This is a genomic window from Streptomyces sp. NPDC039462 (genome assembly GCF_055639375.1).
The window spans coordinates 645,884-671,680 of record NZ_JBVKAO010000004.1 but is presented as its reverse complement, the minus strand read 5'-3'; the positions used below and the strand labels follow the sequence as shown (position 1 = coordinate 671,680).

Genomic DNA, 25,797 nt, shown 5'->3' with positions numbered 1-25,797 from the left:
ATCAACTTCAGATCAGGCCCTTCGACTCCAGATACTCCTTGGCGACATCCGCTTCCTTCTGACGCTCCTCGTCGACCTTCCGGTTGAGTTCGATGAGGTCTTCCGTCGTGAGCGTCTTGGTCAGCTTCCCGAGCGCGGCGGCTATGTCCTTGTCGCCGGCCTCCTTGGCGTTCACTACGGGAAGGATGTTGTCCGCGTTCTGGAGCTTCTTGTCGTCCTCGAGGATGACGAGGTCGTAGTTCTTCAGCGTCGCGTCGGTCGTCGTGGTGAGCACCAACTGGTCCGTGCCGTTCTTCACGGCCTGCTTGGACTGCGTGGTGCCGACGCCCTTGGGGTCGATTCCGGCGACGTCGATGCCGTACTTCTTCTTCAGCCCCGGCGCGCAGAACGGGCGGGACTCGCATTCGTCACCCGCCGCGATCCTGACCTTCTCGCCCGACCTGCCGAGATCCGAGAGGGTCTTGAGCTTGTGCTTCTTCGCGTATTCCTTGGAGACCGCGAACGCGTTCTGGTCGACCGCCTCACCGGCCGGGAGCACCTTCAGCCCCTGCGGCTGCGCGAGCTTCTCCAGAGCGCTCACCGTGGCGTCGAGATCACTGGAGGCGACGCTCTTCGCCTTCGGGCCGTTCTTCTCCAGGTTGAGGAATTCCGCGAGGGTCGCCGCGTATTCGGGCGCGATGTCGATCGTGCCCTTCTTCAGTTCGGGCTTGTAGATCTCGCGGTTCTGCACGGTCTTGACCTGCGCGTCATAACCGGCGTCCGCCAGCACGCCCACATAGAGCTCGGCGAGCACCTTCTGCTCGGTGAACCGCGCCGAACCCACCACGAGCGAGCCCTTCTTGTCACCGCCCGCCTTGTCCGCCCCCTTGCCGTCGTCCTCCAGGCTGTCCCCGCCGCACGCGGCGAGCCCCGCGGTCAGCGCCACGACGGCCGCGGCCGTCCCTGCCATCCGTCGCGCGCGACGCGTTGTGCTGTTCATCGGTGAACCACCATTTCGAAAGCGAAAGGAAGGAAGGAAGGAAGGAAGAAAGGTGAGGACGGCAGGCATCGGCGCCCGCTCCACCGCGGGCCCCGCCGCGCTACCGCCGCATCGGGTCGAAGAGGCGCCCGGCGATCACCAGGACCCCTTCCACGAGGAGCGCGAGCAGCGCCACGAGGAAGGCGCCCGCGACCACTTGCGGAGTGTTCTGCAGGTTGAACCCGGCCGTGATGATCCGGCCGAGGCCCCCCTCGCCCGCCATCGCGGCGAGCGTGGCCGTCGCGACGACCTGCACGCCGGCGGAGCGGATGCCGGTCATGATCAGCGGATACGCGAGCGGCAGCTCGACCCGCGTGAACAGCTGACCCCCACTCATGCCCATGCCGCGCGCGGCCTCCACCACGGACCGGTCCACCTCGCGCATCCCGAGATAGGCGTTGGTCAGCAGCGGCGGCACGGCGAAGAGCACCAGCGCGATCAGCGTCGGCGCGTCGCCGTGCTCGCCGAGCGGGGTCAGCGTGAGCAGGATCAGCAGGGCGAGCGTGGGCACCGCGCGGCCCACGTTCGAGATGTTGACCGCGAGGGCGCCGCCCTTGCCGATGTGGCCGAGGTACAGCGCGAGGGGCAGCGCGATGAGGCAGGCGACGGCGAGGCAGACCCCGCTGAAGTAGAGGTGCTCGGCGAGGCGGTGCCACACGCCTTTCTCGCCCTGCCAGTTGGCGCCCGTGGTCAGCCAGTCGTACGCACCGGAGATCGCGTTCATACCGGCTCAGCCACCTTGGCCACGGCGGCCTCGCGCGCCGTCCTGCTCGTCCGTATTCGATGTCGACGGGGTCTCGTCCACGGGGTCAGCCACCTCTGGAGCCCGAGCAGCAGCAGGTCGGCGGTGACGGCGAGGAGGACGCAGAGCACCGATGCCGTGAGCACCTGGGCCTTGAAGGTCGTGTCGAGGCCGTCGAGGATGAGGGTGCCGAGGCCTCCGTAATCCACGATGGCGCCGACGGTGGTCAGGGCGACCGTCGAGACCGTGGTGATGCGGACGCCGGCCAGCAGGGCGGGCAGCGCGAGCGGCAGCTCGACCTCCCACAGCAGCCTCAACGGGCCGTACCCCATGCCCTTCGCGGCGTCCCGCGCCTCGTCGGGGACGGCCTGGAGACCGGCCAGGATGTTCCGCACGAGGACCGTGAGGCTGTACAGCACGAGGCCCGTGACGACCAGGGAGACGGAGAGCCCGAAGAAGGGCAGGAGCAGCGAGAACATCGCAAGCGAGGGGATCGAGTACAGCACGGTCGTCACGCCGAGGATCGGTCCCGACAGGAACCGCCAGCGTCGCGCGAGGAGCGCGAGCGGCAGGGCCACGGCGACGCCGATCGCCACGGCGGCGGCGGTGATCCCCACGTGCTGAAGGGTCGCGTCGATCAACTCCTGGCTGCGGGTACGGAGATACTCCCCGCAGATCCAGTCGTTCCTCACCAGACAGTTCTGCTCGGCCACGCGCCCCACCTCCCCCGAATCCCCGGACGTATGCCGCACACACGTCCCCCCGTGTCTGGCGACCCTAACGCGCGGCACCGACAATCGCAGAGACTCGTCGTACTGCCGCAACACGGCCGTCACGCAGAGCCCGCCACCGCCGTCCACAATGGGGAACCATGATCCGGTTCGAACACGTCACCAAGCGCTACGCGGACGGCACCACGGCCGTCGACGATCTGTCCTTCGAGGTCGCGGAGGGTGAACTGGTCACGCTCGTCGGCCCGTCGGGCTGCGGCAAGACGACGACGATGAAGATGGTGAACCGGCTCATCGAGCCGAGCGAGGGCCGGATATTCGTCGACGGCGACGACATATCCGGCATCGACCCCGTCCAACTCCGGCGCCGCATCGGCTATGTGATCCAGCAGGTGGGTCTCTTCCCGCACAAGACCGTGCTGGACAACACGGCGACGGTCCCGCACCTCCTGGGCGTGAAGCGCGGCAAGGCCCGCGAGCGCGCCGCCGAACTCCTCGACCTGGTCGGCCTCGACCCCGCCGTCTTCGGCGACCGCTATCCCGAACAGCTCTCCGGCGGGCAGCGCCAACGCGTCGGCGTGGCACGCGCCCTGGCAGCCGACCCGCCGGTCCTCCTGATGGACGAGCCCTTCGGCGCCGTCGACCCCGTCGTCCGCGAGCACCTGCAGAACGAATTCCTCCGCCTCCAGCAGGCCGTGCGCAAGACCGTGCTCTTCGTCACGCACGACATCGAGGAGGCGGTCCGGCTCGGCGATCGCATCGCCGTCTACGGACAGGGCAGCATCGAGCAGTTCGACACGCCCTCCACGGTGCTCGGCGCCCCCGCGAACGACTACGTGGCGGACTTCGTCGGCGCGGACCGCGGCCTGAAGCGGCTCTCCGTGACGCCGATCGAGGAGGGCGACCTGGAACAGCCCCCCGTGGTGCACCTCGACGACCCGCTGCCCAAGGAGCTCGACGCCCGCTGGGCCGTCGTCCTGGACGGCGAGAACAACCTGCACGGCTGGCTGTCGGCGGAGCACGCGCGCGTGGGGAGCGGCACGGTCCGCGAGCACGCCCGCCGCATGGAGGCGTGGCTCCCGGTCGGCGCGAGCCTGAAGCAGGCGTTCGCGACGATGCTGCAGCACGACGCGGGCTGGATCGCCGTCATCGACAAGGACAGCGAGGGGCGCTTCCTGGGCGTGCTCACCCCGGCCCGGCTGCACGAGGCGCTGCGCCGCTCGACGGCGGCGGACGCGCGCGACATCGCGCGCGCGGAGGTCGAACTGGAGACGGTGGCGGCCATCGGCACGGACTGACCCCTCAAGTGCCGCTCGGCCGACGGTCGAGCGGTGCCGGCCGGCGCTCAAGCGGCGCTCAGCCGATGCTCGAGCGGTACTCAGCCGCCGCTCAGGCGCCCGCTCATCCACTGCAGCGTCGCGGGGATCTCCCTGCGCCACGTGTTGAAGTTGTGCCCACCGCTTTCGAGGGTGATCGACGAGACGCGCGTGGGCGCCTTCACCTTGTCGATGAACTTCAGGGTGTCGCGGTAGTTGTCCTCGCCCTTCTTGCTGCTGGTCACCAGGAGGGACGTCTTGGGCGCCGGCATGTGGTCGAGGTACCACATCAGGTCGGCGCGCCGCTCCAGCTCCTTGTCGCCGTGGAAGAGGTCGCCGGTGGTGACGTCGATGGGCGCCTTGTAGTACGCGGACAGGCCCGCCCCCGCGCCGTACGCGTCGGGGTGGTGCATGGCGAGCTTCAGGGCGCAGTAGCCGCCCGTCGAGTCACCGATGACGCCCCAGTTCTGCCCTTTGGCGCCCACCCTGTAGTGGTCCGATATCGCCGCGGGCAGGTCCTTGGCGAAGAACGTCTCGGTCTGCGGCCCGCCGGGGACGTCCACGCACTCCGTGTCACGCGGCGGCGCCACCGTCGGCCGCATCATGACCAGGATCATCGGCTGCATCTTGCCCTCGGCGGACAGCCTGTGGGCGGTCTGCGGGTAGTGGAGCCCTTTGATGAGCGCCTCCGCGGTGCCCGGGTAGCCGGTGAGCGCCACGGCCGCGGGGAACTTCCGGTCCTTGTACTGGGGCTGGAAGTACTCCGGCGGCAGGTAGACGTAGGCGGGGCTGGCTATCTTCGACTGCTGGCCGCTGACCTCGATCTTCTGGATCTGGCCGCCGGTCACGGTCCTGCTGCCGCCCGGCACGTTCACGGTCTGGGTGTCGACGACCTTGACGGGCCCTGCTCCTTTGGCCGGATCGTGGTCGACCACCAGTCCGGGCGCCGTCTCCTGGCCGAAGAGGTCGGCCCACGTGGCGTAGAAGCCGAAGGCCTGGTTGGCCGCGAGGCCCACCGACGCGAAGACCGCGACCTGGGTGGCGAGGAGCAGCCCGACGCGGCCGGTGACCGCCTTCCAGCTGCGGCGGGCGAGCCGCGGCCAGAGCCAGATCGTGCCGATGAAGAGCAGTACGGCCAGCAAGACCGCAAGGGCGAGTACCGTGTTGCTCGTGAGACCCATGGGGTGTTCTGCCTGCGCTTTCTACCTTTGCCGGGCACATGCCTCGGCTTGACCGGACCCGGGACCGGGCCTGCCGACGCGTGCCGGGGGCCTTGCCAGAGCTTTTCCAGCGGTTTCCGGTCGGGAATGAACCCGTCTACCCGAAGGACCGTCCTAGAGGGGGCAATGTTGCCGGATGCCTCTTTGGCACCGGGTTAAAGCTCTCTCGCAGAACTACGGGATGCGATGTCTGTCAGGATAGATGGGGAAATGTCGGGCGGGGTTCCGAGCAGTGAGGTGCGCCACCGTGACAGCCGGCTCCGCCGGATACTGCGGGGTCCGCGCCCCGAGGCCGTGCCGGCCCTCGTCGCGAGAGCCTGCGCCCTCGTCGGCCTGCTGAACGTCGCGGCAGGTGTCTTCCCCCGCTTCCGGTACAGCCGCATGCACGCCATCGCCGAGGTGCTGCCCGGCGCTCTCGGCCCCTTCGCCGCCGCCCTCGCGCTGAGCTCCGGCATCCTGCTGCTCCTGCTCGCGCACGGCCTGCGGCGCCACAAGCGGCGGGCCTGGCGGGCCGCCGTGGTGCTGCTGCCCGCGGGTGCCGTGGCGCAGTTCGGGTACCGGCACTCGGTCGTCGGCGTCGTGATCTCGCTCGCGCTGCTCGCGCTTCTGTTGCGCCATCGGAGTGAGTTCACCGCCCTCCCCGACCCCCGCAGCCGCTGGCGGGCCCTGGCCAACTTCGTCCTCCTCGGTGCCGGATCGATTCTGCTCGGTCTCGTGATCGTCAGCGTGCATCCCGGGAAGGTCATCGGGGACCCGAGCATCACGGAGCGCCTGGAGCACGTCCTCTACGGACTCTTCGGCTTCGAAGGACCCGTCGACTACTACGGACGCACGTCCTGGACGGTCGGTTTCTCCCTCGGCGCCCTCGGCATGCTCACCGCCCTCACCACCATCTACCTGGCCTTCCGCCCCGAGCACCCGGCCGCCCGGCTCACCGAGGACGACGAGACGAAGCTGCGCGCGCTGCTCGACAAGCACGGCGGCCGCGACTCCCTCGGCCACTTCGCGCTCCGCCGCGACAAGGGCGTCGTCTTCTCCCCCAGCGGCAAGGCCGCCGTCACCTACCGCGTCGTCTCCGGAGTGATGCTCGCCAGCGGCGACCCGATCGGCGACGTCGAGGCCTGGCCCGGCGCGATCGAGCGCTTCATGGACGAGGCGAAGGCCCACTCCTGGACGCCCGCCGTCATGGGCTGCTCCGAGACCGGCGGCGAGGTCTGGACCCGCGAGACCGGCCTCGACGCCCTCGAACTGGGTGACGAGGCGGTGGTGGACGTCGCGGATTTCTCCCTGTCCGGGCGTGCGATGCGCAACGTACGCCAGATGGTCAAGCGGATCGAGCGCAATGGCTACGAGACGCGCGTACGGCGCATCCGTGACCTGGGCGAACAGGAACTCGCCAAGATCCAGCGCGCCTCCGACGACTGGCGCGGCACCGACACCGAGCGCGGCTTCTCCATGGCGCTCGGCCGCATCGGAGACCCGGACGACGGCGACTGTCTGATCGCCACCGCCCACAAGGCCGACGAGGAGCCGGGCCCCTACGGCGACCTGAAGGCTGTCCTCCACTTCGTCCCGTGGGGCAAGGACGGCGTCTCCCTCGACCTCATGCGCCGCGACCGCGCCGCCGACCCCGGCATGAACGAGCTGCTCATCGTCGCCGCCCTGCAGGCCGCCCCGAAGCTCGGCATCGCGCGCGTGTCCCTCAACTTCGCGATGTTCCGCGCGGCCCTCGCCCGCGGCGAGAAGATCGGCGCGGGCCCGGTCCTGCGCGCCTGGCGCGGCCTGCTGGTCTTCCTCTCCCGCTGGTTCCAGATCGAGTCCCTGTACAAGTTCAACGCGAAGTTCCGCCCCCGCTGGGAGCCCCGCTTCGTCGTCTACCGCTCCAGCAAGGACCTCCCCCGCATCGGCTTCGCCGCCATGCAGGCCGAGGGCTTCGTCACGCTGGCGCTCCCCCGCTTCCTGCGCCGGGGCACCCCGCAGCGCCGCCCCTGCCCGCACCAGAGCGCTGAACGTGAGATGCAGGCGGCGTAACACGTCCCCGTCCGGGCCTAGGCTGGAGGTATGAGTACGTTGCGCGGGCGGGGATCGGTCCAGGGGCTGCCGGAGTGGGACCGCTGTGCGGTCATGGGCGTGGTGAACGTGACGCCGGACTCCTTCTCCGACGGCGGCCGCTGGTTCGACACGACGGCCGCCGTCAAGCACGGCATCGACCTGGTCGAGCAGGGCGCCGACCTCGTCGACGTCGGCGGCGAGTCCACCCGGCCCGGCGCCACCCGCGTCGACGAGGACGAGGAGCTCAAGCGCGTCGTCCCCGTCGTGCGGGGCCTGGCCGCCGAGGGCGTCACGGTCTCCGTGGACACCATGCGGGCCACCGTCGCCGAGCAGGCACTCGCCGCGGGCGCCGTCCTCGTCAACGACGTCAGCGGCGGCCTCGCCGACCCGCGCATGGTCCCCGCCGTCGCCGCCGCCGGAGCGCCCTTCGTGGTCATGCACTGGCGCGGCTTCCTCACCGACATCCACGCCAAGCCGGTCTACGAGAACGTGGTCTCCGAAGTCGTCGACGAGCTCCACGCACGCGTGGCGGCCGCCATCGAGGGCGGCATCGCCCCCGAGCGCATCGTCGTCGACCCGGGCCTCGGCTTCTCCAAGGAGGCCGAGCACGACCTGGCGCTCCTGGCCCGCCTCGACCGGCTGCGCGAGCTCGGCCACCCGATCCTGGTCGCCGCCTCCCGCAAGCGTTTCCTCGGCCGGGTCCTCGCGGGCCCGGAGGGCGCCCCGCCGCCCGCCCGCGAGCGCGACGCCGCCACCGCCGCGGTCTCCGCCATCGCCGCCCACCAGGGCGCCTGGGCGGTCCGCGTGCACGAGGTGCGGGCGACGGCCGACGCGGTCCGTGTCGCCCGCGCCGTCACAGGCGCCGCGGGCGGCCACCGGTGACCGCGGCCGGCACCGACATCGAGCAGGTCGAGCGCGCCAACACCGCCTTCTACGAAGCGCTGGAACGCGGCGACTTCGACGAGGTGTCCGACCTGTGGCTGGACTCCGAGGACACCACAGGCCACGCGGACGGCACCGACGGCACCGACGGCCCGGACGACGGAGAGGACGCGGCGGGCGACGCCGTGTCCTGCGTCCACCCCGGCTGGCCGGTCCTCACGGGCCGCGGCGAGGTCCTCAGGTCGTACGCCCTGATCATGGCGAACACCGAGTACATCCAGTTCTTCCTCACCGACCTGAAGGTCGGCGTGGCGGGCGACACCGCCCTGGTGACGTGCACCGAGAACATCCTCAGCGGTGGCCCGCCCCCGGAGGGCGGCGGCGAGCTGGGCCCGCTCGTCGGCCAGCTCGTGGTCGCCACGAACGTGTTCCGCCGCACACCCGACGGCTGGAAGCTGTGGTCGCACCACGCGTCCCCGGTACTGGCCGAAACCGACGACGAAGAGGACGACGAGACCCCGTCCTGAGTGGGTAGGCGCGGTTCGACAGACGTGCGACGCGGCGGCCCACGGGCCCCTCGGGCGAACACTGTCAGTGCTCGCAGGTAGATTCGAACGAGGCTGGTGTGCCGACCGCACTCGGTGCAGGCCTGCCGATACCGACGATTGCAGGAGTGATTCGCGTGGATCGTGTCGCGCTGCGCGGCCTCAAGGCCCGCGGGCACCACGGTGTCTACCCGCGGGAGCGCGAAGAGGGCCAGACCTTCATCGTGGACCTGGTGCTCGGCCTGGACACGCGAGCGGCCGCGGCCGACGACGACCTGGCGAAGACCGTGCACTACGGAATCGTGGCCGAGGAGGTCGTGGCCGTCGTCGAGGGCGACCCCGTCGACCTCATCGAGACGCTCGCCGAGCGCATCGCCCAGGCGTGTCTGAAGCACGACGGAGTTCTGGAGGTCGAGGTGTGCGTGCACAAGCCGGACGCCCCGATCACCGTCCCGTTCGACGACGTGACCGTCACCATCACCCGGAGCCGAGTATGACTGCGCCCTTCAAAGCGGGTCAGAGCGACCCCACCGTCCAGCCGGTGCCCACCTCCGTGGTCGAACAGGTCGATGCGGCGGACACCACCCTGTCCAACCCCAAGCGCGCCGTGATCTCCCTCGGCAGCAACCTCGGCAACCGCCTGGAGACGCTCCAGGGCGCCGTCGACGCCCTGGAGGACACCCCCGGCCTGCGGGTCAAGGCGGTCTCCCCGGTGTACGAGACCGAGCCCTGGGGCGTCGACCCCGGCAGCCAGCCCTCGTACTTCAACGCGGTCGTCGTGGTGAAGACGACCCTGCCGCCCGCCTCGCTCCTGGAGCGCGCGCAGGCCGTCGAGGAAGCCTTCCACCGCGTCCGCGACGAGCGCTGGGGCCCGCGCACGATCGACGTGGACATCGTGGCGTACGCCGACGTGGTCTCCGACGACCCGGCGCTCACGCTGCCCCACCCGCGCGCGCACGAGCGTGCCTTCGTCCTCGCCCCCTGGCACGACGTGGAGCCCGAGGCCCAGCTCACGGGCCGCGGCCCGGTGGCGCAGCTGCTGGCCGCGGTCACCCGCGAGGGCGTCGCGCCCCGCGCCGACCTGGAACTCCGACTGCCCGAGTAGACGTTGGAAGGCGGGCGAGGCAATCAAGCGGTCGAGGCAATCAAGCCGATGAAGGGTCATCCGTGAAGCAACTGCGCATCAGGACGCTGGCCGGCCTCTTTCTCGCGGCCGGAGTGCTGTCCTGGTCGGGCGCCCGCCTGTGGGACTCCGTCGGCACGCTGCCGCGCGTCCCGCTGGCCGCGCCCATCGTGCTCGCGGTCATCGCCGTCGTCCTGCTGGCGACGGCGCTCTCGCTGCGTTCACGCCTGCGTGCCCAGCGCGAGCGCCGTCCCGGCGCGAAGGGCGTCGATCCGATGATGGCGGCCCGTGCCGTGGTCTTCGGCCAGGCCAGCGCCCTGGTCGCGGCCCTCGTCGCCGGGATGTACGGCGGAACGGGCGTGTTCCTGCTGGAGTTCCTCGACATCCCGCCCCGCCGCGACCAGGCGGTGTACGCCGGGCTCTCCGTCCTCATGGGCATCGCGGTGATAGCGGCCGCCTTCTTCATGGAGCGCGTCTGCAAGCTCCCCGATGACGACGACGAGAACGGAGAGGCGGCCCCGGCGGCGTAGGCCCCGGCCCCATAGGACGGCCGCTACAGCAGCGTGCCGCCCTCGACCTCCGTCTCCTCCAGGATGCGGCCCAGACGCGCGAGGACGTCGGCGTCCAGCCGCACGTGCGCCGCCGCGAGGTTCTCCTCGATGTGCTTCGGCGTGCGGCTGCCGGGGATCGGCACCACGTTCGGGTCCTGGTGCAGCAGCCAGGCCAGCGCCAGCTGCGCCGGAGTGATGCCGAGCTCCTCCGCGACGCCCCGCACGGGCGCGAAGCGGTCGTTGTTCGCCTTCAGGTTCGCCGCGTCGAAACGCGGCGCGTTCTGCCGGAAGTCGCCCTCCGCGACCCGGCCGACCGTGCCGGTCAGGAACCCGGCGCCCAGCGGCGACCACGGCACGAGCCCGACGCCCAGCTCACGTGCCGTCGCGAGCAGTTCCGGCTCGGCGGGCTTCCACATCGACCACTCGATCTGCACCGCCGCCACGGGGTACACGGCGTGCGCCGCCCGCAGCTGGCCGGCCGTCACGTTCGAGAGCCCAAGGTGCCGCACGAGCCCCTCACGGACCAGCTCGGCGACCGCCCCGACGGTGTCCTCCAGGGGCACCTGCGGGTCCGGGAAGTGCGGGTAGTAGAGGTCGATGTAGTCCGTCTCCAGCCCCCGCAGGCTCGCCTCGGCATAGCCGCGTACGTGCTTGGGGTCGGCGTTGACCGCCAGCTCCCCGAAGGCGTACCCGATGGGGAAGGGGTGCGGCTCCACGCCGTCCGGCAGCCGGAAGCCGAACTTGGTGGCTATCGCGACCTGATCGCGGCGCCCTCTCAGGGCCCTGCCGATGAGCCGCTCATTGTGTCCGTCGGCCCCGTACCCGTCGGAGGTGTCGATGATCGTGGCGCCCGCGTCGACCGCCGCGAGGAGCGCCCGCTCGGCGCGCTCGTCGTCGATCTCGCCGTACACGCCCGGGGAGAGCACCATCGCGCCATAGCCGAGGGCGGAGACCTCCAGGCCACCGAGCTTGCGGACGGGCAGGGACCGGTTGCTTGTCTCAGTCATGCGCCCAGTCTTTCGGCCGCTGCCCGCGCCCGCCATCACTTTGATCCACAACACCCGCCCACCCGGGGCGGGTTGGGAGGATCGGCCGAATCCGGACCGGGTCAGCGCGCCATGATCAGGCTCATCGCCTCATTGCGCGTGGCCGGATCCCGCAGCTGGCCGCGCACCGCGGACGTGATCGTCTTCGCTCCGGGCTTGCGGATACCGCGCATGGACATGCACATGTGTTCGCACTCCACGACGACGATGACGCCACGCGGCTCCAGGATCTCCATCAGCGAGTCCGCTATCTGCGTCGTCATACGCTCCTGCACCTGCGGGCGGCGGGCATAGACGTCCACGAGGCGGGCGAGCTTCGACAGGCCGGTGATCTTGCCGCTGGTGGCCGGAATGTAGCCCACGTGCGCCACCCCCCTGAACGGGACCAGATGGTGCTCACAGCACGAAGTGACCTCGATGTCCTTCACCAGGACCATCTCGTCGTGGCCCAGGTCGAACGTCGTCGTCAGGACGTCCTCCGGCTTCTGCCACAGCCCGGCGAATATCTCCCGGTACGCCCGCGCCACGCGGCCCGGCGTCTCCCGGAGGCCCTCGCGGTCGGGGTCCTCGCCCACGGCGATCAGCAGCTCACGCACGGCGTTCTCGGCCCGCTTCTCGTCGAACTCGCCGATCGAGCCCTCGCCGTCAAGCGTCACCGGGTCGGTCATGTTGTGCCTCGTTCCTGTGCGTCTCGCGCGGGCGTACGAAATCAGCCGCGCCCCCCAGGCTAGAACCAGGGGGGCGCGGCATCCATTCCGGGCCTGCTGAGGCGCGCGGGTCAGCTCTCGGGGCGGTCCTCCGGGGCCACCTCGAGGGACTTCTCCGTGCCCGAGGTCACCGCGGGGGTCGCGCCGTTCGCACCGTTCGTCAGGGACAGCTCCCGGGGGGAGAGCACCGGCGGGCGGGTCGAGGGCGTGCGCCGCGAGGAACCGGTCCACGCCGGGCGGGCCGGGCGCTTCACGATGCCGGCGAAGATCTCGGCGATCTGCTCCTTGTTGAGCGTCTCCTTCTCGAGGAGCTGGAGGACCAGGTTGTCGAGGATGTCGCGGTTCTCGACGAGGATCTCCCAGGCCTCGTTGTGCGCGGTCTCGATGAGCTTCTTGACCTCTTCGTCGACCAGCGCGGCGACCTCTTCCGAGTAGTCCCGCTGGTGCGCCATCTCGCGCCCGAGGAACGGCTCGGTGTTGTCCCCGCCGAACTTGATCGCGCCGAGCCGCTCGGTCATGCCGTACTGCGTGACCATCGCGCGTGCGGTGGCCGTGGCTTTCTCGATGTCGTTCGCCGCGCCCGTCGTCGGGTCGTGGAAGACGAGCTCCTCGGCCGCGCGCCCGCCCAGCATGTACGCGAGCTGGTCGAGCATTTCGTTGCGCGTGGTCGAGTACTTGTCCTCTTCGGGCAGGACCATGGTGTAACCCAGGGCCCGGCCGCGGGACAGGATCGTGATCTTGTGGACCGGGTCCGAGTTCGGGGAGGCCGCCGCGACCAGGGCGTGTCCGCCCTCGTGGTACGCGGTGATCTTCTTTTCCTTGTCGGACATGATCCGGGTCCGCTTCTGCGGGCCCGCCACGACGCGGTCGATCGCCTCGTCCAGCGAGTGGTTGTCGATCAGCTTCTTGTCGCTGCGGGCGGTGAGCAGCGCGGCCTCGTTGAGGACGTTGCTCAGGTCTGCGCCGGTGAAGCCCGGCGTGCGGCGCGCGACCGCCGACAGGTCGACGTCCGGGGCGACCGGCTTGCCCTTCTGGTGAACCTTGAGGATCTCCAGACGGCCCTGCATGTCCGGGCGGTCGACGGCGATCTGCCGGTCGAAACGGCCGGGGCGCAGGAGCGCCGGGTCGAGGATGTCGGGCCGGTTCGTCGCGGCGATCAGGATGACGCCGCCCTTCACGTCGAAGCCGTCCATCTCGACGAGCAGCTGGTTCAGCGTCTGCTCGCGCTCGTCGTGGCCGCCGCCGAGGCCGGCGCCGCGGTGCCGGCCGACCGCGTCGATCTCGTCGACGAAGACGATCGCCGGGGCGTTCGCCTTGGCCTGCTCGAAGAGGTCACGGACACGGGAGGCACCGACACCGACGAACATCTCGACGAAGTCGGAACCGGAGATCGAGTAGAACGGAACCCCGGCCTCACCGGCGACGGCACGCGCGAGCAGCGTCTTGCCGGTGCCGGGCGGGCCGTAGAGGAGCACGCCCTTGGGGATCTTGGCGCCGACGGCCTGGAACTTCGCCGGCTCCTGGAGGAACTCCTTGATCTCGTGGAGCTCCTCGACCGCCTCGTCGGACCCCGCCACGTCGGAGAAGGTCGTCTTCGGGGTGTCCTTGGTGATGAGCTTGGCCTTGGACTTCCCGAAGTTCATGACTCGGGAGCCGCCGCCCTGCATCTGGTTCATCAGGAACAGGAAGACGACGACGATGAGGACGAAGGGGAGCAGGGAGAGCAGGATGCCGACGAAGGGATTCTGCTTCGACGGAGAGACGGTGTAACCGTCCGGGATGTCCTTGCTCTGGTACTTGGCCTGCAGGGTCTTGGCGAGGTCGACGCCCTGGTCGCCGATGTAGCTCGCCTGGATCTTGCTGCTGTCCTTGACCTTCTGGCCGTCCTTGAGCTCGACCTTGATGATCTGCTCGTCACCGGTGGTGAGCTTCGCGGATTCGACCCGGTTCTTCTCGATCGCCTGGACGACCTCGCCGGTGTCCACCGTCTTGTAGCCACCGGACGAGCCGACGACCTGCATCAACACGACCACGGCAAGGACGGCCAGCACGATCCACATGACTGGCCCACGGAAGTATCGCTTCACGTCCATCCATACGGAGCGATGACGCCCCGTCCCTCCTGCCATAGTGAGTTTGATAAAGACTGTTCTTCGGACGGTACCCCAGCATTGTGACCCGAAGCCGCCGGGGACGGCTGGCAATCCCGCCTTCGCATGCTTCAACGCCGGGAAACGGGTGAGGGTTCCCCGACGTCGTACGCAAGCCCGCGGAGTGGTTCCGCGGGACGTCAGCCGCCGTAGACGTGCGGGGCGAGCGTGCCGACGAACGGGAGGTTGCGGTACTTCTCCGCGAAGTCGAGGCCATAGCCCACGACGAACTCGTTCGGGATGTCGAAGCCGATCCACTTCACGTCGATCGCGACCTTCGCCGCCTCGGGCTTGCGCAGGAGCGTGCACACCTCCAGGGAGGCGGGCTCGCGCGAGCCGAGGTTCGACAGGAGCCAGGACAGCGTCAGACCGGAGTCGATGATGTCCTCGACGATCAGGACGTGCTTGCCCTTGATGTCGGTGTCCAGGTCCTTGAGGATCCGCACGACGCCGGACGACTGGGTCCCCGCGCCGTACGACGACACGGCCATCCAGTCCATCGTGACGGGGGTGGACAGCGCGCGCGCCAGGTCCGCCATGACCATCACCGCGCCCTTGAGGACTCCGACGATCAGCAGGTCCTTGCCCGCGTACTCCGCGTCGATCTTCGCGGCCAGCTCGGCCAGCTTCGCGTCGATCTCTTCCTTGGTGATGAGCACCGACTTGAGGTCGGTGCCCATGTCTTTCGCGTCCACCCGCATCACTTTCGGTCGTCCCACCGGCCGACTCGGCCCCCAACGAACACGGGGCTCTCGTCAGCCTTGCCGGATCACCAGTCTGCCACCCTGGCGCTGAGCCACGACTTTGCCCGGGAGATTGATGACTCCCTGGCCTCGCCAGCCGGTGATCAGCCGGTCGACCTCTTCGATGTGCCGGGCGAACAGGGAACCCGCGGGTGCCCCCGCCTCGATGGCGGCCCGGCGCACGATGCGGCGGCGCACGGCGGGCGGCAGGGCGTAGAGCTTCGCGCACTCCAGGCGGCCGGCGGCGTCACGGACGGTCGCCTCGGCCTGGGCGGCCCACGCGTCGAGCGCGTCGGCGTCGTCACGGGACAGTTGGGCCGTCCGGGCGAGGGCCTCGACGACGCCCTTGCCGAGGGCCTTCTCCAGGGCGGGCAGGCCCTCGTGGCGCAGCCGGGAGCGGGTGTACGCCGGGTCGGCGTTGTGCGGGTCGTCCCAGACGGGGAGCGACTGCACCATGCAGGCCTTGCGGGCGGTCTGCCGGTCGATGTGCAGGAAGGGGCGGCGGTAACGGCCCGCGACCCCCGAGGTCGCGGCCATTCCGGACAGGGAGCGGATCCCGGAGCCGCGGGCGAGGCCGAGCAGCACGGTCTCCGCCTGGTCGTCGCGGGTGTGTCCGAGCAGGACGGCGGCTGCCGCGTGCCGCTCGGCGGCGGCGTCCAGGGCCGCGTACCGCGCGTCGCGGGCGGCGGCTTCCGGGCCGCCTTCGCGCCCGACGTCCACGGCGACGGACTCGACCGGGGTCAGGCCGAGGGCGGTGAGGCGCACGACGACCTCTGCGGCGCGCAGGTCGGACCCGGGCTGCAGGCCGTGGTCGACGGTGACGCCGCCCGCGCGGATGCCGAGCTTGGGGGCTTCGAAGGCGAGCGCGGAGGCGAGCGCCATGGAGTCGGCGCCGCCGGAGCAGGCGACGAGCACGGTCGGTGGCGGGGCCTGCTCGTGCGGGGAGTGCAGGGGGTGCGGGGGGTCGGTTTCGGTGCTGCGCTGCACATCGGTCAGTACGTCGTGGAGTACGCGGCGGACCGCCAGGCGTATCGCCGCGACCGCAGGATGGGGACCCATGTCCGGTTCCCTTCGTGAAGTTCGGGGGGTGAGCTCGGACCAGTCACTCAGGACCCACCAGGGAGATCCGGCCCCTCACGGGGCCTTCTCTCTCTTGCGTTCGGTCACTCAGAGTGTGTCGATGGTGACAGAGCCGAGCCGTTACCCGAGCATTGCACGCCTACCCATCGCCCACGGTCCCTCGGACGGGTGATTGCGGGGGCGTTCTCCTGCCATCGGCCGCAACCGGTTCCTCAGTCTCCCTTACGGTGCACCCTCGCGACCCAGTCCGCCGGTTTGGCGATCTCCGCCTTGGTGGGAAGTGTGTTCGGCGAGGTCCAGACGCGGTTGAAGCCGTCCATGCCGACCTGCTCCACGACCGCGCGGACGAACCGCTCGCCGTCCCGGTACTGGCGCAGTTTCGCGTCGAGGCCGAGGAGCTTGCGCAGGGCCTGGTCGAGGCGGCTCGCGCCGCGCGCCCGCCGCTGCTGGAACTTCTCGCGGATCTCGGCCACGGACGGCACGACGTCCGGGCCGACGCCGTCCATCACGAAGTCCGCGTGGCCCTCCAGGAGGGACATCACCGCCGTCAGGCGGGCGAGGATCTCGCGCTGGGCGGGGGTCTGCACCAGCTCGACGAGGGAACGGCCTCCCTCGTCCTCCTCGCCCTCCGCGTCGGTGCGGCCGCCCGCGAGCGACTGGGCGGCCTCCCTGACGCGCTCCAGGACCGTCATCGGGTCGACCTCGGTCTCCCCCAGGAACGACTGGATCTCGCCTTCGAGGTGGTCGCGCAGCCAGGGCACGGCGGTGAACTGCGTGCGGTGCGTCTCCTCGTGCAGGCAGACCCAGAGGCGGAAGTCGTGCGGGTCCACGTCAAGCTCGCGCTCGACATGCACGATGTTCGGTGCGACGAGGAGGAGGCGGCCGCCGCCGTCCGCGCCCGCGGGGAGGTCTCGGGTGGGCGGGGCGAAGGTCTCGTACTGGCCGAGGACGCGGGAGGCGAGGAAGGACAGGAGCATGCCCAGCTCCACGCCCGTCACCTTGCCGCCCACCGCGCCGAGCACGGCGCCGCCCGGGCTGCTGCCGCGCTTGTCCTGCATCTTGTCGAGGAGGGGCTTGAGGATCTCCCGGAAGCCCGCCACATTGGCCCGGACCCAGCCCGCTCTGTCCACCACGAGGACCGGGGTGTCGTGGGTGTCCTCCGAGCCCATCCTCGTGAAGGAACGGACGTGCTCCTCCGAGGACTTGGCGTGCCGGCGGAGCTCGGCGACGACGGCTCGCGCCTCGTCCCGGCTCACTTCTGGGCCCGGCCTCACGAGGCGGGTCGCGGTCGCCACCGCGAGGTTCCAGTCGACCATCTCCGCACCACGGATGCTCGTCATGGGCTCAACGGTACGTGCTGGCTCCCTCTGGTGGAGGGGCTTGCACCCCTGACATTGACCCGGAGCTCGCCCCTAGGGTCCCCGTGGTGCGGGGTGGGCTCGCTGTTCCCGGGGTGGCCCGGGGGCCCGGGGCGGCCGGGGTGCCCGGGGGGGCCGGGGGCCCGGGTGGTCGGCGCGGGGCGCCGTGGGGTGCTGCGGGGTGCTGCTCTTCGGGCGTCTGTCGGTCGGATGTGGCTGGGCGCGCAGTTCCCCGCGCCCCTGGGCGGCGCCTGTGTCCCGTTGCACGCGTTCCTGGGCGGCGCCTTCGCCCCGTACCCGCGCCCCTGAGCGGCGCCTGTGTCCCGTTGCCCGCACCCTTGAGCGGTGCCTTCGCGCCGTTGTCCGCGCCCCTGAGCTGCGCCTGTGTCCCGTTGTACGCCTTCCGGTGTCGGCGGTCTCGTGGCCTCAGCGGCAGCCGCAGTTCGCCACTGTGGAGGCCATGTGGTCCAGGGCCGATTGGGCTGCTTGGGGGTCTGTTGTGCCTGTGGTCATGAAGGCGAAGAGGAGGAGGCGGCCGTCGGCGTCGACGACTGTGCCCGCGAGGCTGTTCACGCCGGTCAGGGTGCCGGTCTTGGCGCGGACCAGGCCCGTGCCGGGGGAGTCCTTCGGGTAGCGGTCGACCAGCGTGCCGGTGAAGCCGGCCACCGGCAGGCCCGTCACCACGGAGCGCAGTTCGGGGCGGCCCGGGTCGGCGGCGTGGTCCAGGAGGGCCGCCAGGAGTTCGGCGGAGACGCGGTCGGCGCGGTCCAGTCCGCTGCCGTCGGCGAACGTCGCCCCGGACAGGGGGAGGTCCAGCTTCTCCAGGCGGGCCCGCACGGCCCTGCCCGCGCCGTCGAAGCTCGCCGGCTCCTTCGCCGCGACGGCCGTCTGGCGGGCCAGCGCCTCCGCGATGTCGTTGTCGCTGTGCGTCAGCATCCGCTCGACCAGCGAGGACAGCGGCGGCGACTCGACCTTCGCGAGGGACTCGGCCCGGTCCGATGCCTTGGAGGGTGTGGGAGCGGCGTCGGGGGCGGGCTCGGTCGTGATGCCGTGGTCCTTCAGGAAGCCGGCGAACTTCTTCGTCGCCTCCGCCGCCGGGTCGCCCGCGCGCGGGGCGGGACCGCTGGAGGAGTCGTCCAGGCGGCCCTCGTCGGCCATCAGCGCGCTGACGGGCGTGATGTTCTCGTTGGGGCCGATGACGTGCTGCGGAGGGCCGGAGTACAGCGACGTGTCGTACGAGAGTTTGATCTCGTCGATGTCGCGGCTCTTGAGGGAGCGTGCCGTGTCCTCGGCGAGCCTGCGCAGGCTCGCCGCCGTGTCGGTGTAGCGGCCGTCCTTGCGGGCCGTCAGCGTGGGGTCGCCGCCGCCGACGAGGACCACGTCGGAGGAGTCGGGCTCCAGCACCGTTCTCGTGGCGATCCGGTGGTCCGGGCCCACCGCGTCCAGCGCCGCCACCGCCGTCGCGATCTTGATTGTCGACGCGGGTGTCAGGCCGTCGCCCGCGTTCTTGCCGTACACCCGCTTGCCGGAGGCCGCGTCGAGGACGACGGCCGACCGCTTCGGGCCGAGCGCCGGGTCCTTCAGGAGCGGGTCGAGCACCTCGGCGAGGGCGCGGTCCGTCGGTCTGGGTGCCGTGCCCGCGGGCGCGCCGAGACCGGCGAGCACGGAAGGGGCGCTCGGTGCGGCTTCCGGCGCGCGTCCCGGCGCCCCACCGGCGTGATCTGCGCCACCCCAGGCGTCCTGGGAAGCAGCCCGGTCCCGCTCCGCCGTACGCTGACCGGAGGAGTCCCAAGGGCCGGCCGCGGCCACCGCCCCGGCCGCGATGACCAGGCCGAAGGTGGCGGCACCAGCCGTGAGCTGCAAGGTCGTGAGCTTGCCGGAGAACCCGGCGGGCTTGTCGGCGGAAGGCTTGGACAGCTGTCTCAAAAGCTGTCGAGGCCGCTGCCAAGGCTTGAGCTCCGGCACGACGACCAGCCCCTTTCGCGATCACACATCTGCGTGAGGGACACTTAATCACCCGAAGTATGTGCTGATCATGGAGGAGCCACCCGTGGAGTTCGACGTCACCATCGAGATTCCGAAGGGTTCGCGGAACAAGTACGAGGTGGACCACGAGACCGGCCGGATCCGTCTGGACCGTCGCCTCTTCACGTCGACCAGCTACCCCGCGGACTACGGCTTCGTCGAGAACACCCTCGGCGAGGACGGTGACCCGCTGGACGCCCTGGTCATCCTGGACGAGCCGACCTTCCCCGGCTGCCTCATCAAGTGCCGCGCGATCGGCATGTTCCGGATGACCGACGAGGCGGGCGGCGACGACAAGCTGCTCTGCGTCCCGGCCTCGGACCCGCGCGTGGAGCACCTGCGGGACATCCACCACGTCTCCGAGTTCGACCGCCTGGAGATCCAGCACTTCTTCGAGGTCTACAAGGACCTGGAGCCCGGCAAGTCCGTCGAGGGCGCCGACTGGGTCGGCCGTACGGACGCCGAGGCCGAGATCGAGCGTTCCTACAAGCGCTTCAAGGACGAGGGCGGCCACTGAGCCAGTCGTTCCGGGCGGGCCGCGGGACCCAAGGGGTCACGCGGCCCGTTCGTGTATCTGTGCCCATACTGGCCATACGGAGGGTGCGTACGAGTCGTATGAGAAGTGAGGGCATCAGTGGCCGAACAGGAGGCCGAGGACCGTAAGCCTCAGTCGGACGAGGCCCGCAGCGCGTTCGCGCAGCCCAGCGGGGTGATGCCGCAACCACAGGCCCTTGAGGACGAGTCCCAGACGACATCCGAGTTCGCCATCCCCACGGGCCTCGCGACGCCGTCCACGACGACCCAGGAGACCGACAAGTCGGCGTTCACGCCGCCGCACACCTACAGCGCGCGGAACGCCCCGCAGGCCTTCACGCCCGCGCAGGGCATACCCCTGGTGAAGCTCACCAAGGACGTCCCCTGGCAGGACCAGATGCGCACGATGCTGCGCATGCCGGTCACCGAGCGGCCCGCCACGGAGGCCGCGCAGAAGCAGGAGGACGAGGCCGGGCCCGCCGTGCCGCGCGTGCTCGACCTGACGCTCCGTATCGGCGAGCTGCTGCTGGCCGGCGGTGAGGGCGCCGAGGACGTGGAGGCGGCGATGTTCGCCGTCTGCCGCTCGTACGGCCTGGACCGCTGCGAACCGAACGTGACGTTCACGCTCCTGTCGATCTCGCACCAGCCGTCGCTGGTGGACGACCCGGTCACGGCCTCCAGGACGGTGCGCCGCCGGGGCACGGACTACACGCGTCTGGCGGCGGTCTTCCACCTGGTGGACGACATCAGCGACCCCGAGATCGAGGTCTCCCTGGAGGAGGCCTACCGCCGTCTCGCGGGCATTCGGCGTAACCGTCACCCCTACCCCGGGTGGGCGCTCACGGCGGCCAGCGGCCTGCTCGCGGGCTCCGCGTCCGTGCTGGTCGGCGGTGGCGCGCTCGTCTTCGTGGTGGCCGCTGTCGGCGCGATGCTCGGCGACCGGCTGGCGTGGCTGTGCGCGGGGCGCGGGCTGCCGGAGTTCTACCAGTTCGTGGGCGCCGCGATGCCACCCGCCGGGATGGGTGTGGCGCTCAGCTTCGTGCACACCGAGGCGTCGATGGCCTCGGCGGTGATCACCGGTGGGCTCTTCGCGCTGATCCCGGGGCGGGCCTTGGTGGCGGGTGTGCAGGACGGTCTGACCGGTTACTACATCACCGCTGCCGCGCGCCTTCTGGAGGTCATGTACCTGATCGTGGGCATCGTCTGCGGCGTGCTGCTCGTGCTGTCGCTCGGCGTGATGCTCGACGCGACGAACCTGACTCCGGAGACGAAGTTCGGCGTGACGTCGTCGCGGCCGGTCATCCAGATCCTGGCGTCGATGGCGCTGAGTCTCGCCTTCGCGATACTGCTCCAGCAGGAACGTAACACCGTGCTGATGGTGACCCTGAACGGCGGCGTCGCCTGGGTGATGTTCGGCGCTCTGGCGCAGACCCCGCTGGAGCTCTCGCCCGTCGCGGCGACAGCGATCGCGGCCGGTCTGGTCGGGCTCTTCGGGCAGCTCTTCTCGCGCTATCGGTTCGCGTCGTCACTGCCGTACGTGACGGCCGCGATCGGCCCGCTGCTGCCCGGTAGCGCGACGTACTTCGGGCTGCTCGCCCTGGCGCAGAACGACCTCAACACGGGCATGAACTCGCTCACCAGGGCCGTCGCGACGGCCCTGGCCATCGCGATCGGCGTGAACCTGGGGAGCGAGGTCTCCCGGCTCATCCTGAAGGTGCCGGGGGCCGCGTCGGCGGCGAATCGCCGTGCGGCGAAGCGGACCAGGGGGTTCTGACCCTGCGGGTCAGCGGGGCCGGGGCTGTCTTGCCCCGCTGTTACCGCTTTGCGTGGCGGCCGCGCTGGGACGGCGGCGTCGTGCCCTCGGCCGCCGCGGTCTTCTTGGACTTGCTGCGGGCCCGCAGGAACTCGATGGCGATCGGCACCACCGAGATGAGGACGATCAGGATGAGGATCGCCTCGATGTTCTTGTGCACGAACTCGATGTTGCCGAGCCAGGCGCCGAGCAGGGTGACGCCCGCGCCCCACAGCACGCCGCCGATGATGTTGAACGTGATGAACGAGCGGTACCGCATGCCGGAGACGCCGGCGATGATCGGCGTGAACGTCCGCACGATCGGCACGAAGCGGGCCAGGACCAGGGACTTCGGGCCGTACTTCTCGAAGAAGTCGTGGGCCTTGACCACGTTCTCCTGCTTGAAGAGCTTGGAGTCCGGGCGGTTGAAGAGCGCGGGGCCGACCTTCTTGCCGAAGAGGTAGCCCGCCTGGTCGCCGAGGATCGCGGCGAGGCAGATCAGCAGGCAGGCCAGCCACAGCGGGGTGTCCAGCTTGTGCGTGGTGATCAGCAGGCCCGTGGTGAACAGCAGGGAGTCACCGGGCAGGAAGAAGCCGATCAGCAGGCCCGACTCGGCGAAGACGATCACCAGCAGGCCCCAGAGGCCGAACTGGTTGAGCAGGTAATCCGGATCCAACCAGCTTGGTCCGAGCGCAAGCGTCGTCACGGTTCCGGGCTCCTGAGGGTGAGGGGGCGGTGCGGCGGCGGGTGCAGCCGCCCAAAGTTATCAACGCCAGGCGCCCCGGCCGGGTTCCACTCCCCTTCTCGGCCCGCACTGTGCGGAAACTGCAACCACGCCGCGCGCGCCCGTCACCTGCCGTCGCGTGCCGCGTTCGCCAGGATCGCGTCCCGCAGGTAGACGGCGAGGCCGGGCCGGATCGCCTCGTAGAAGGCCGTGAACCGCTCGTCGGCGACGTACATCTCACCGAGACAGGTGTGCATCTCGTGCGAGCACGCGTAGTGGTTCGCCGTGATGAAGCGGCGGTGCGCCTCCGCGGCGTCCATGGCCTCCGGGGAGTCCGCGGGGACGCCCCGGGCGAGCAGGTCGCCCACGCGCGCGTGGACCGCGTTCAGCTCGTCGTTGATCCGCTTCCAGTCGTCCTTCGTGTACGACGCGGACCTGCGCTGCGATTCCCGGTAGGCCTCCGTGTCGCCCCAGCGCTGCTCGACCTCCTCCGCGTACTGCTCGGGATCGTGGTCTCCGAAGACCTCGAACTTCTCCTCGGGCGTGAGGTTGATGCCCATCTTCTTCGCCTCCATGGCGGTCTCGACGGCGGCGGCCATCTCCTGGAGCTTGTGGATCCGCGCGGTCAGCAGCTCGTGCTGGCGGCGCAGGTGGACCCACGGGTCCGTGTCCGGGTCGTCCAGGAGGGCCGCCACCTCGTCGAGGGGGAAGCCGAGCTCTCGGTAGAACAGGATCTGCTGCAGCCGGTCGAGGTCCGCGTCGCTGTAGCGCCGGTGTCCCGCGTGGCTGCGCCCGCCGGGCACGAGCAGGCCGATCTCGTCGTAGTGGTGCAGCGTGCGCACCGTCACTCCGGTGAAACCGGCGACCTGTCCCACGGAGTACGTCATGGCTTCCGCCCTCCTTCTCTCGGTACGCGGATCAGCCTGCGTCCTCACGCCACGTGAGGTGCAAGTCCGGCTGCCTGCCGAGCGCCCCTATTTGCTGAGCGCCCCGAACCTCCGTACCGCCAACGGCAGGAACACCCCCACGAGCACCATCGGCCACAGCACCGCCAGGAGCCCCGCGTTCTCGGCCGCCCAGGAGGTGCCGGTCACCCCCGGGTCGTTGCCGAAGAGGTCACGGACGGCGGTGGCCGTCGCCGACATCGGGTTCCACTCGACCGCGGCGCCCAGCCAGTCCGGCATGTTCTGCGGCACCGTGAAGGCGTTGGAGAGGAAGCCGACCGGCCAGACCAGGATCTGCACGGTCATCACCAGCTCCGGCCTGCCCGCGACCATCGCCAGATGGATGCCGAGCCACAGCATCGCGAACCGCAGCATCATCAGCAGCCCGACGGCCCCGACCACCGCCCCGAACGACCCGTGCGAGCGCCAGCCGATCGCGAGCCCCACCCCCATCATGACCAGGAGCGACACGAAGGACTGCAGCATGTCGGCGACGGACCGCCCCACCAGGACCGCGCCGCTCGCCATCGGCATGGAGCGGAACCGGTCGATCACACCCTTGTTGAGGTCCTGGGTGACCGCGACCATCGTCGCGTCCAGGCCGAAGACCATCGTCAGCGCGAACATGCCGGGCACGAGGAACTCGGCGTACTCCCCCGCGATGCCCTTCCCGCCGCCGATCAGATAGGTGAACATCAGCAGCATCATCACCGGGAAGACGAGGCCGACCAGGACCTGCACCGGCTGCCGTGCCCAGTGGGCGAGTTCGCGCCGCGTCATGGTCCAGGAGTCGGCCAGGACCCAGCTGGCCGACGTGCCCCGAGGCGTCGTCGTCGGCGTACTCATCGACGTACTCACACGCCCTCCTTCGTACGCTCCGTCAGGCTCAGGAAGACCTCGTCCAGGGTGGGCCTGCGCAGCGCCACGTCCTCCGCGTCGATGCCGGCGTCCCGCAGGGCCCGCACGACGCCCGTGAGGGCCTCCATGCGGTCCGTGACGGGTGCGGACGCCAGGCGGCGGTCCGCGTCCACCGTGGCGCCCGGCGGCAGCAGGGCGGCCGTACGAGCCAGTTGGGCCGCGTCCCGCACCACCACGTCGATCCGGTCGCCGCCCAGCTTCGCCTTCAGGTCGTCCGCCGTGCCGTCCGCGATGACACGGCCCTCGTCGATCACCGACATGCGGTCGGCCAGCTGGTCCGCCTCTTCGAGGTACTGCGTGGTCAGGAGCACGGTGGTGCCGCCGCCGACCAGCGAGCGCACCGAGTTCCACACCTCGGCGCGGCCGCGCGGATCCAGGCCCGTGGTGGGCTCGTCCAGGAAGAGCACCTCGGGGTCCGTGATGAGGGAGGCCGCGAGGTCCAGGCGGCGCCGCATGCCGCCGCTGTACTGCTTGACCGCCTTGCGGCCGGTGTCCCCGAGGCCGAACCGCTCCAGGAGCTCGTCGGCCCGCACGCGCGCGTGGCGGGCGCCCAGGTGGTGGAGCCGCCCGAACATGTCCAGGTTCTGCCGGCCGCTCAGCTCCTCGTCCACCGCGGCGTGCTGGCCGAGCAGCCCGATGCGCCTGCGCACCTCGTCGGGCCTGCGCCGCACGTCGTGCCCGGCGACCTCCACGCGCCCCTCGTCGGGCCGCAGGAGGGTGGCGAGCATTCGCACCGCCGTGGTCTTGCCCGCGCCGTTCGGCCCGAGCACCCCGTGCACGGTGCCGCGCTCGACCCGCAGGTCGAGGCCGTTCAGCGCCTTCTTCGTCCCGTACGCCTTGTGTGCGCCCTCAACGACGATCGCGTCCGTCATCCGGCTCCCCTCGCTGATCATCTAGTCAAAGTTGACTACGAGGGGAAGCTAGCCCGAGTCCCGTCATTCGTCAAACTTGATTAGCGGTCGCCCTTCGCGGACCCGTTCCCCGCCGCGTACGGGTTCTCCTGGTCCTCGGCGAGCACTCCCACGAAGGGATCGCCCTCGCCCGAGAAGGTGTAGGCGCCGGCCTCGATGCGGGCGATCAAGCCCTTGGTCCACTCCGCGCCCGTGTCGGCCGAGTGCACCCAGTAGTTCATGATCTCGCCGATGTGGCCGAGCTGTTCGGGGCCGTCCTGCGGCGTGTAGTACTCAGTGACGGAGGCGCGCCACTCCTCGATGCGGCGCACCCGCTCCTTGAGCAGGGCCACGGCCTCCTCGCGCGGCAGGTCCACGATGAAACCGATGCCCGTCGTGAGGACGTCGGGCCGCTGGTCGTACGTGGTCAGGGAGTCACGGAGCAGGGAGTAGTACTCCTCCGTACCCTTCTCCGTGACTTCGTACTCGGTGCGCGGCGGGCCGCCGGCCGTGGAGGGCGCGACCTCGTGCGCGATCAGGAAGCCCTGCTTCGCCAGCTGCTTCAGGGCGTGGTAGATCGAGCCGGGCTTGGCGTTGGACCACTCGTGGGCGCCCCAGAACTCCAGGTCGTTGCGGACCTGATAGCCGTGGGCGCGGCCGTGCTGCCGGACGGCTCCAAGAACCAGTAGCCGGATCGCTGACATGT

Annotated in this window: 25 protein-coding genes; 9 read left to right on the top strand and 16 right to left on the bottom strand. The window is 70.3% G+C overall.

Features of this window, described 5'->3' with window-relative positions; all coding sequences use genetic code 11:
• Nucleotides 1-7: 7 nt before the first annotated feature.
• From ACZ7LU_RS25470 to ACZ7LU_RS25460, 3 genes are all read right to left on the bottom strand, one after another.
• Complete coding sequence (locus ACZ7LU_RS25470; protein WP_468301048.1) at nt 8-979, bottom strand: ABC transporter substrate-binding protein; 972 nt, start codon at nt 977-979, stop codon at nt 8-10.
• 100 nt (nt 980-1,079) lie between these two features.
• Nucleotides 1,080-1,742 carry an ABC transporter permease gene (locus tag ACZ7LU_RS25465; protein ID WP_471918103.1) on the bottom strand — a complete coding sequence of 221 codons (663 nt, stop codon included), beginning with the start codon at nt 1,740-1,742 and terminating at the stop codon, nt 1,080-1,082.
• Nucleotides 1,739-2,473, bottom strand: coding sequence for an ABC transporter permease (locus ACZ7LU_RS25460; protein WP_468090956.1), 735 nt, complete (start codon nt 2,471-2,473; stop codon nt 1,739-1,741). Before ACZ7LU_RS25460 ends, ACZ7LU_RS25465 begins: the two co-directional genes overlap by 4 nt.
• A gap of 158 nt (nt 2,474-2,631) precedes the next feature.
• On the opposite strand from ACZ7LU_RS25460, the gene ACZ7LU_RS25455 reads away from it, so the two are divergent.
• A complete protein-coding gene (locus ACZ7LU_RS25455) occupies nt 2,632-3,789 on the top strand; it encodes an ABC transporter ATP-binding protein (RefSeq protein ID WP_398302483.1) in 1,158 nt (385 codons plus the stop codon).
• An 80-nt stretch (nt 3,790-3,869) separates the two neighbouring features.
• Here the strand turns inward: ACZ7LU_RS25455 and ACZ7LU_RS25450 are convergent, their stop codons facing one another.
• Nucleotides 3,870-4,988 carry an alpha/beta hydrolase gene (locus ACZ7LU_RS25450; protein ID WP_398302481.1) on the bottom strand — a complete coding sequence of 373 codons (1,119 nt, stop codon included), beginning with the start codon at nt 4,986-4,988 and terminating at the stop codon, nt 3,870-3,872.
• Between the two features lie 249 nt (nt 4,989-5,237).
• Here ACZ7LU_RS25450 and ACZ7LU_RS25445 point away from each other — a divergent pair, with 249 nt between their 5' ends.
• The 6 genes from ACZ7LU_RS25445 to ACZ7LU_RS25420 all read left to right on the top strand — a co-directional run bounded on the left by ACZ7LU_RS25445 (nt 5,238) and on the right by ACZ7LU_RS25420 (nt 10,159).
• Entirely contained in the window at nt 5,238-7,058 is a 1,821-nt protein-coding gene (locus tag ACZ7LU_RS25445; RefSeq protein ID WP_398302479.1) for a phosphatidylglycerol lysyltransferase domain-containing protein, read from the top strand.
• 30 nt (nt 7,059-7,088) lie between these two features.
• A complete protein-coding gene (gene folP, locus ACZ7LU_RS25440; protein WP_398302477.1) occupies nt 7,089-7,961 on the top strand; it encodes a dihydropteroate synthase in 873 nt (290 codons plus the stop codon).
• On the top strand, nt 7,958-8,488 hold the full coding sequence (locus tag ACZ7LU_RS25435; protein WP_471918102.1) for a nuclear transport factor 2 family protein: 531 nt from the start codon (nt 7,958-7,960) through the stop codon (nt 8,486-8,488). The genes folP and ACZ7LU_RS25435 overlap by 4 nt, the downstream gene beginning before the upstream one ends.
• A gap of 155 nt (nt 8,489-8,643) precedes the next feature.
• Nucleotides 8,644-9,003: a dihydroneopterin aldolase gene (gene folB, locus ACZ7LU_RS25430; RefSeq protein ID WP_062771561.1), complete on the top strand. Its 360-nt coding sequence runs from the start codon at nt 8,644-8,646 to the stop codon at nt 9,001-9,003.
• Nucleotides 9,000-9,611 carry a 2-amino-4-hydroxy-6-hydroxymethyldihydropteridine diphosphokinase gene (folK, locus tag ACZ7LU_RS25425; RefSeq protein ID WP_398302473.1) on the top strand — a complete coding sequence of 204 codons (612 nt, stop codon included), beginning with the start codon at nt 9,000-9,002 and terminating at the stop codon, nt 9,609-9,611. The genes folB and folK overlap by 4 nt, the downstream gene beginning before the upstream one ends.
• Nucleotides 9,612-9,673: 62 nt before the next feature.
• Nucleotides 9,674-10,159, top strand: coding sequence for a DUF3180 domain-containing protein (locus ACZ7LU_RS25420; RefSeq protein WP_398302471.1), 486 nt, complete (start codon nt 9,674-9,676; stop codon nt 10,157-10,159).
• A gap of 23 nt (nt 10,160-10,182) precedes the next feature.
• Here ACZ7LU_RS25420 and ACZ7LU_RS25415 read toward each other — a convergent pair whose 3' ends face one another.
• The 7 genes from ACZ7LU_RS25415 to dacB all read right to left on the bottom strand — a co-directional run bounded on the left by ACZ7LU_RS25415 (nt 10,183) and on the right by dacB (nt 19,229).
• On the bottom strand, nt 10,183-11,187 hold the full coding sequence (locus ACZ7LU_RS25415) for an aldo/keto reductase (RefSeq protein WP_471918101.1): 1,005 nt from the start codon (nt 11,185-11,187) through the stop codon (nt 10,183-10,185).
• A gap of 101 nt (nt 11,188-11,288) precedes the next feature.
• On the bottom strand, nt 11,289-11,894 hold the full coding sequence (gene folE, locus ACZ7LU_RS25410) for a GTP cyclohydrolase I FolE (RefSeq protein WP_398302467.1): 606 nt from the start codon (nt 11,892-11,894) through the stop codon (nt 11,289-11,291).
• 110 nt (nt 11,895-12,004) lie between these two features.
• Nucleotides 12,005-14,026 (bottom strand): ATP-dependent zinc metalloprotease FtsH, encoded by a 2,022-nt coding sequence (gene ftsH, locus ACZ7LU_RS25405; RefSeq protein WP_398302465.1) that lies wholly within the window; start codon nt 14,024-14,026, stop codon nt 12,005-12,007.
• Nucleotides 14,027-14,223: 197 nt separating this feature from the next.
• Nucleotides 14,224-14,784, bottom strand: a complete 561-nt coding sequence (gene hpt / locus ACZ7LU_RS25400) for a hypoxanthine phosphoribosyltransferase (protein ID WP_030785774.1) — start codon at nt 14,782-14,784, stop codon at nt 14,224-14,226.
• A gap of 54 nt (nt 14,785-14,838) precedes the next feature.
• Nucleotides 14,839-15,885 carry a tRNA lysidine(34) synthetase TilS gene (gene tilS / locus ACZ7LU_RS25395; protein ID WP_471918100.1) on the bottom strand — a complete coding sequence of 349 codons (1,047 nt, stop codon included), beginning with the start codon at nt 15,883-15,885 and terminating at the stop codon, nt 14,839-14,841.
• Between the two features lie 233 nt (nt 15,886-16,118).
• Entirely contained in the window at nt 16,119-17,246 is a 1,128-nt protein-coding gene (locus ACZ7LU_RS25390) for a zinc-dependent metalloprotease (RefSeq protein ID WP_468090942.1), read from the bottom strand.
• A gap of 444 nt (nt 17,247-17,690) precedes the next feature.
• Nucleotides 17,691-19,229, bottom strand: a complete 1,539-nt coding sequence (gene dacB, locus ACZ7LU_RS25385; RefSeq protein ID WP_471918099.1) for a D-alanyl-D-alanine carboxypeptidase/D-alanyl-D-alanine endopeptidase — start codon at nt 19,227-19,229, stop codon at nt 17,691-17,693.
• Nucleotides 19,230-19,314: 85 nt separating this feature from the next.
• On the opposite strand from dacB, the gene ACZ7LU_RS25380 reads away from it, so the two are divergent.
• Together ACZ7LU_RS25380 and ACZ7LU_RS25375 are read left to right on the top strand one after the other, a co-directional pair.
• Nucleotides 19,315-19,806, top strand: a complete 492-nt coding sequence (locus ACZ7LU_RS25380; protein ID WP_055568469.1) for an inorganic diphosphatase — start codon at nt 19,315-19,317, stop codon at nt 19,804-19,806.
• A gap of 117 nt (nt 19,807-19,923) precedes the next feature.
• Nucleotides 19,924-21,597, top strand: a complete 1,674-nt coding sequence (locus tag ACZ7LU_RS25375; RefSeq protein WP_468301067.1) for a threonine/serine exporter family protein — start codon at nt 19,924-19,926, stop codon at nt 21,595-21,597.
• A gap of 40 nt (nt 21,598-21,637) precedes the next feature.
• Here the strand turns inward: ACZ7LU_RS25375 and ACZ7LU_RS25370 are convergent, their stop codons facing one another.
• The 5 genes from ACZ7LU_RS25370 to ACZ7LU_RS25350 form a co-directional block, all read right to left on the bottom strand.
• On the bottom strand, nt 21,638-22,321 hold the full coding sequence (locus ACZ7LU_RS25370; RefSeq protein WP_398302455.1) for a DedA family protein: 684 nt from the start codon (nt 22,319-22,321) through the stop codon (nt 21,638-21,640).
• A 143-nt stretch (nt 22,322-22,464) separates the two neighbouring features.
• On the bottom strand, nt 22,465-23,226 hold the full coding sequence (locus ACZ7LU_RS25365; protein WP_470974216.1) for a MerR family transcriptional regulator: 762 nt from the start codon (nt 23,224-23,226) through the stop codon (nt 22,465-22,467).
• 87 nt (nt 23,227-23,313) lie between these two features.
• Nucleotides 23,314-24,129 (bottom strand): ABC transporter permease, encoded by an 816-nt coding sequence (locus tag ACZ7LU_RS25360; RefSeq protein ID WP_471918145.1) that lies wholly within the window; start codon nt 24,127-24,129, stop codon nt 23,314-23,316.
• Nucleotides 24,130-24,137: 8 nt separating this feature from the next.
• A complete protein-coding gene (locus ACZ7LU_RS25355) occupies nt 24,138-25,073 on the bottom strand; it encodes an ATP-binding cassette domain-containing protein (protein WP_471149207.1) in 936 nt (311 codons plus the stop codon).
• A gap of 80 nt (nt 25,074-25,153) precedes the next feature.
• Nucleotides 25,154-25,795: a PadR family transcriptional regulator gene (locus tag ACZ7LU_RS25350; protein WP_471918098.1), complete on the bottom strand. Its 642-nt coding sequence runs from the start codon at nt 25,793-25,795 to the stop codon at nt 25,154-25,156.
• Nucleotides 25,796-25,797 lie beyond the last annotated feature (2 nt).

What these genes read in the sequence shown, in the direction of transcription:
- ACZ7LU_RS25470 (WP_468301048.1), bottom strand. Translation starts at nt 979, where the DNA reads ATGAACAGCACAACGCGTCGCGCGCGACGGATGGCAGGGACGGCCGCG.
- ACZ7LU_RS25465 (WP_471918103.1), bottom strand. Translation starts at nt 1,742, where the DNA reads ATGAACGCGATCTCCGGTGCGTACGACTGGCTGACCACGGGCGCCAAC.
- ACZ7LU_RS25455 (WP_398302483.1), top strand. Translation starts at nt 2,632, where the DNA reads ATGATCCGGTTCGAACACGTCACCAAGCGCTACGCGGACGGCACCACG.
- ACZ7LU_RS25450 (WP_398302481.1), bottom strand. Translation starts at nt 4,988, where the DNA reads ATGGGTCTCACGAGCAACACGGTACTCGCCCTTGCGGTCTTGCTGGCC.
- ACZ7LU_RS25445 (WP_398302479.1), top strand. Translation starts at nt 5,238, where the DNA reads ATGTCGGGCGGGGTTCCGAGCAGTGAGGTGCGCCACCGTGACAGCCGG.
- folP (WP_398302477.1), top strand. Translation starts at nt 7,089, where the DNA reads ATGAGTACGTTGCGCGGGCGGGGATCGGTCCAGGGGCTGCCGGAGTGG.
- folK (WP_398302473.1), top strand. Translation starts at nt 9,000, where the DNA reads ATGACTGCGCCCTTCAAAGCGGGTCAGAGCGACCCCACCGTCCAGCCG.
- ACZ7LU_RS25415 (WP_471918101.1), bottom strand. Translation starts at nt 11,187, where the DNA reads ATGACTGAGACAAGCAACCGGTCCCTGCCCGTCCGCAAGCTCGGTGGC.
- folE (WP_398302467.1), bottom strand. Translation starts at nt 11,894, where the DNA reads ATGACCGACCCGGTGACGCTTGACGGCGAGGGCTCGATCGGCGAGTTC.
- ftsH (WP_398302465.1), bottom strand. Translation starts at nt 14,026, where the DNA reads ATGGACGTGAAGCGATACTTCCGTGGGCCAGTCATGTGGATCGTGCTG.
- hpt (WP_030785774.1), bottom strand. Translation starts at nt 14,784, where the DNA reads ATGCGGGTGGACGCGAAAGACATGGGCACCGACCTCAAGTCGGTGCTC.
- tilS (WP_471918100.1), bottom strand. Translation starts at nt 15,885, where the DNA reads ATGGGTCCCCATCCTGCGGTCGCGGCGATACGCCTGGCGGTCCGCCGC.
- ACZ7LU_RS25390 (WP_468090942.1), bottom strand. Translation starts at nt 17,246, where the DNA reads ATGACGAGCATCCGTGGTGCGGAGATGGTCGACTGGAACCTCGCGGTG.
- ACZ7LU_RS25365 (WP_470974216.1), bottom strand. Translation starts at nt 23,226, where the DNA reads ATGACGTACTCCGTGGGACAGGTCGCCGGTTTCACCGGAGTGACGGTG.
- ACZ7LU_RS25360 (WP_471918145.1), bottom strand. Translation starts at nt 24,129, where the DNA reads ATGAGTACGCCGACGACGACGCCTCGGGGCACGTCGGCCAGCTGGGTC.
- ACZ7LU_RS25355 (WP_471149207.1), bottom strand. Translation starts at nt 25,073, where the DNA reads ATGACGGACGCGATCGTCGTTGAGGGCGCACACAAGGCGTACGGGACG.
- ACZ7LU_RS25350 (WP_471918098.1), bottom strand. Translation starts at nt 25,795, where the DNA reads ATGTCAGCGATCCGGCTACTGGTTCTTGGAGCCGTCCGGCAGCACGGC.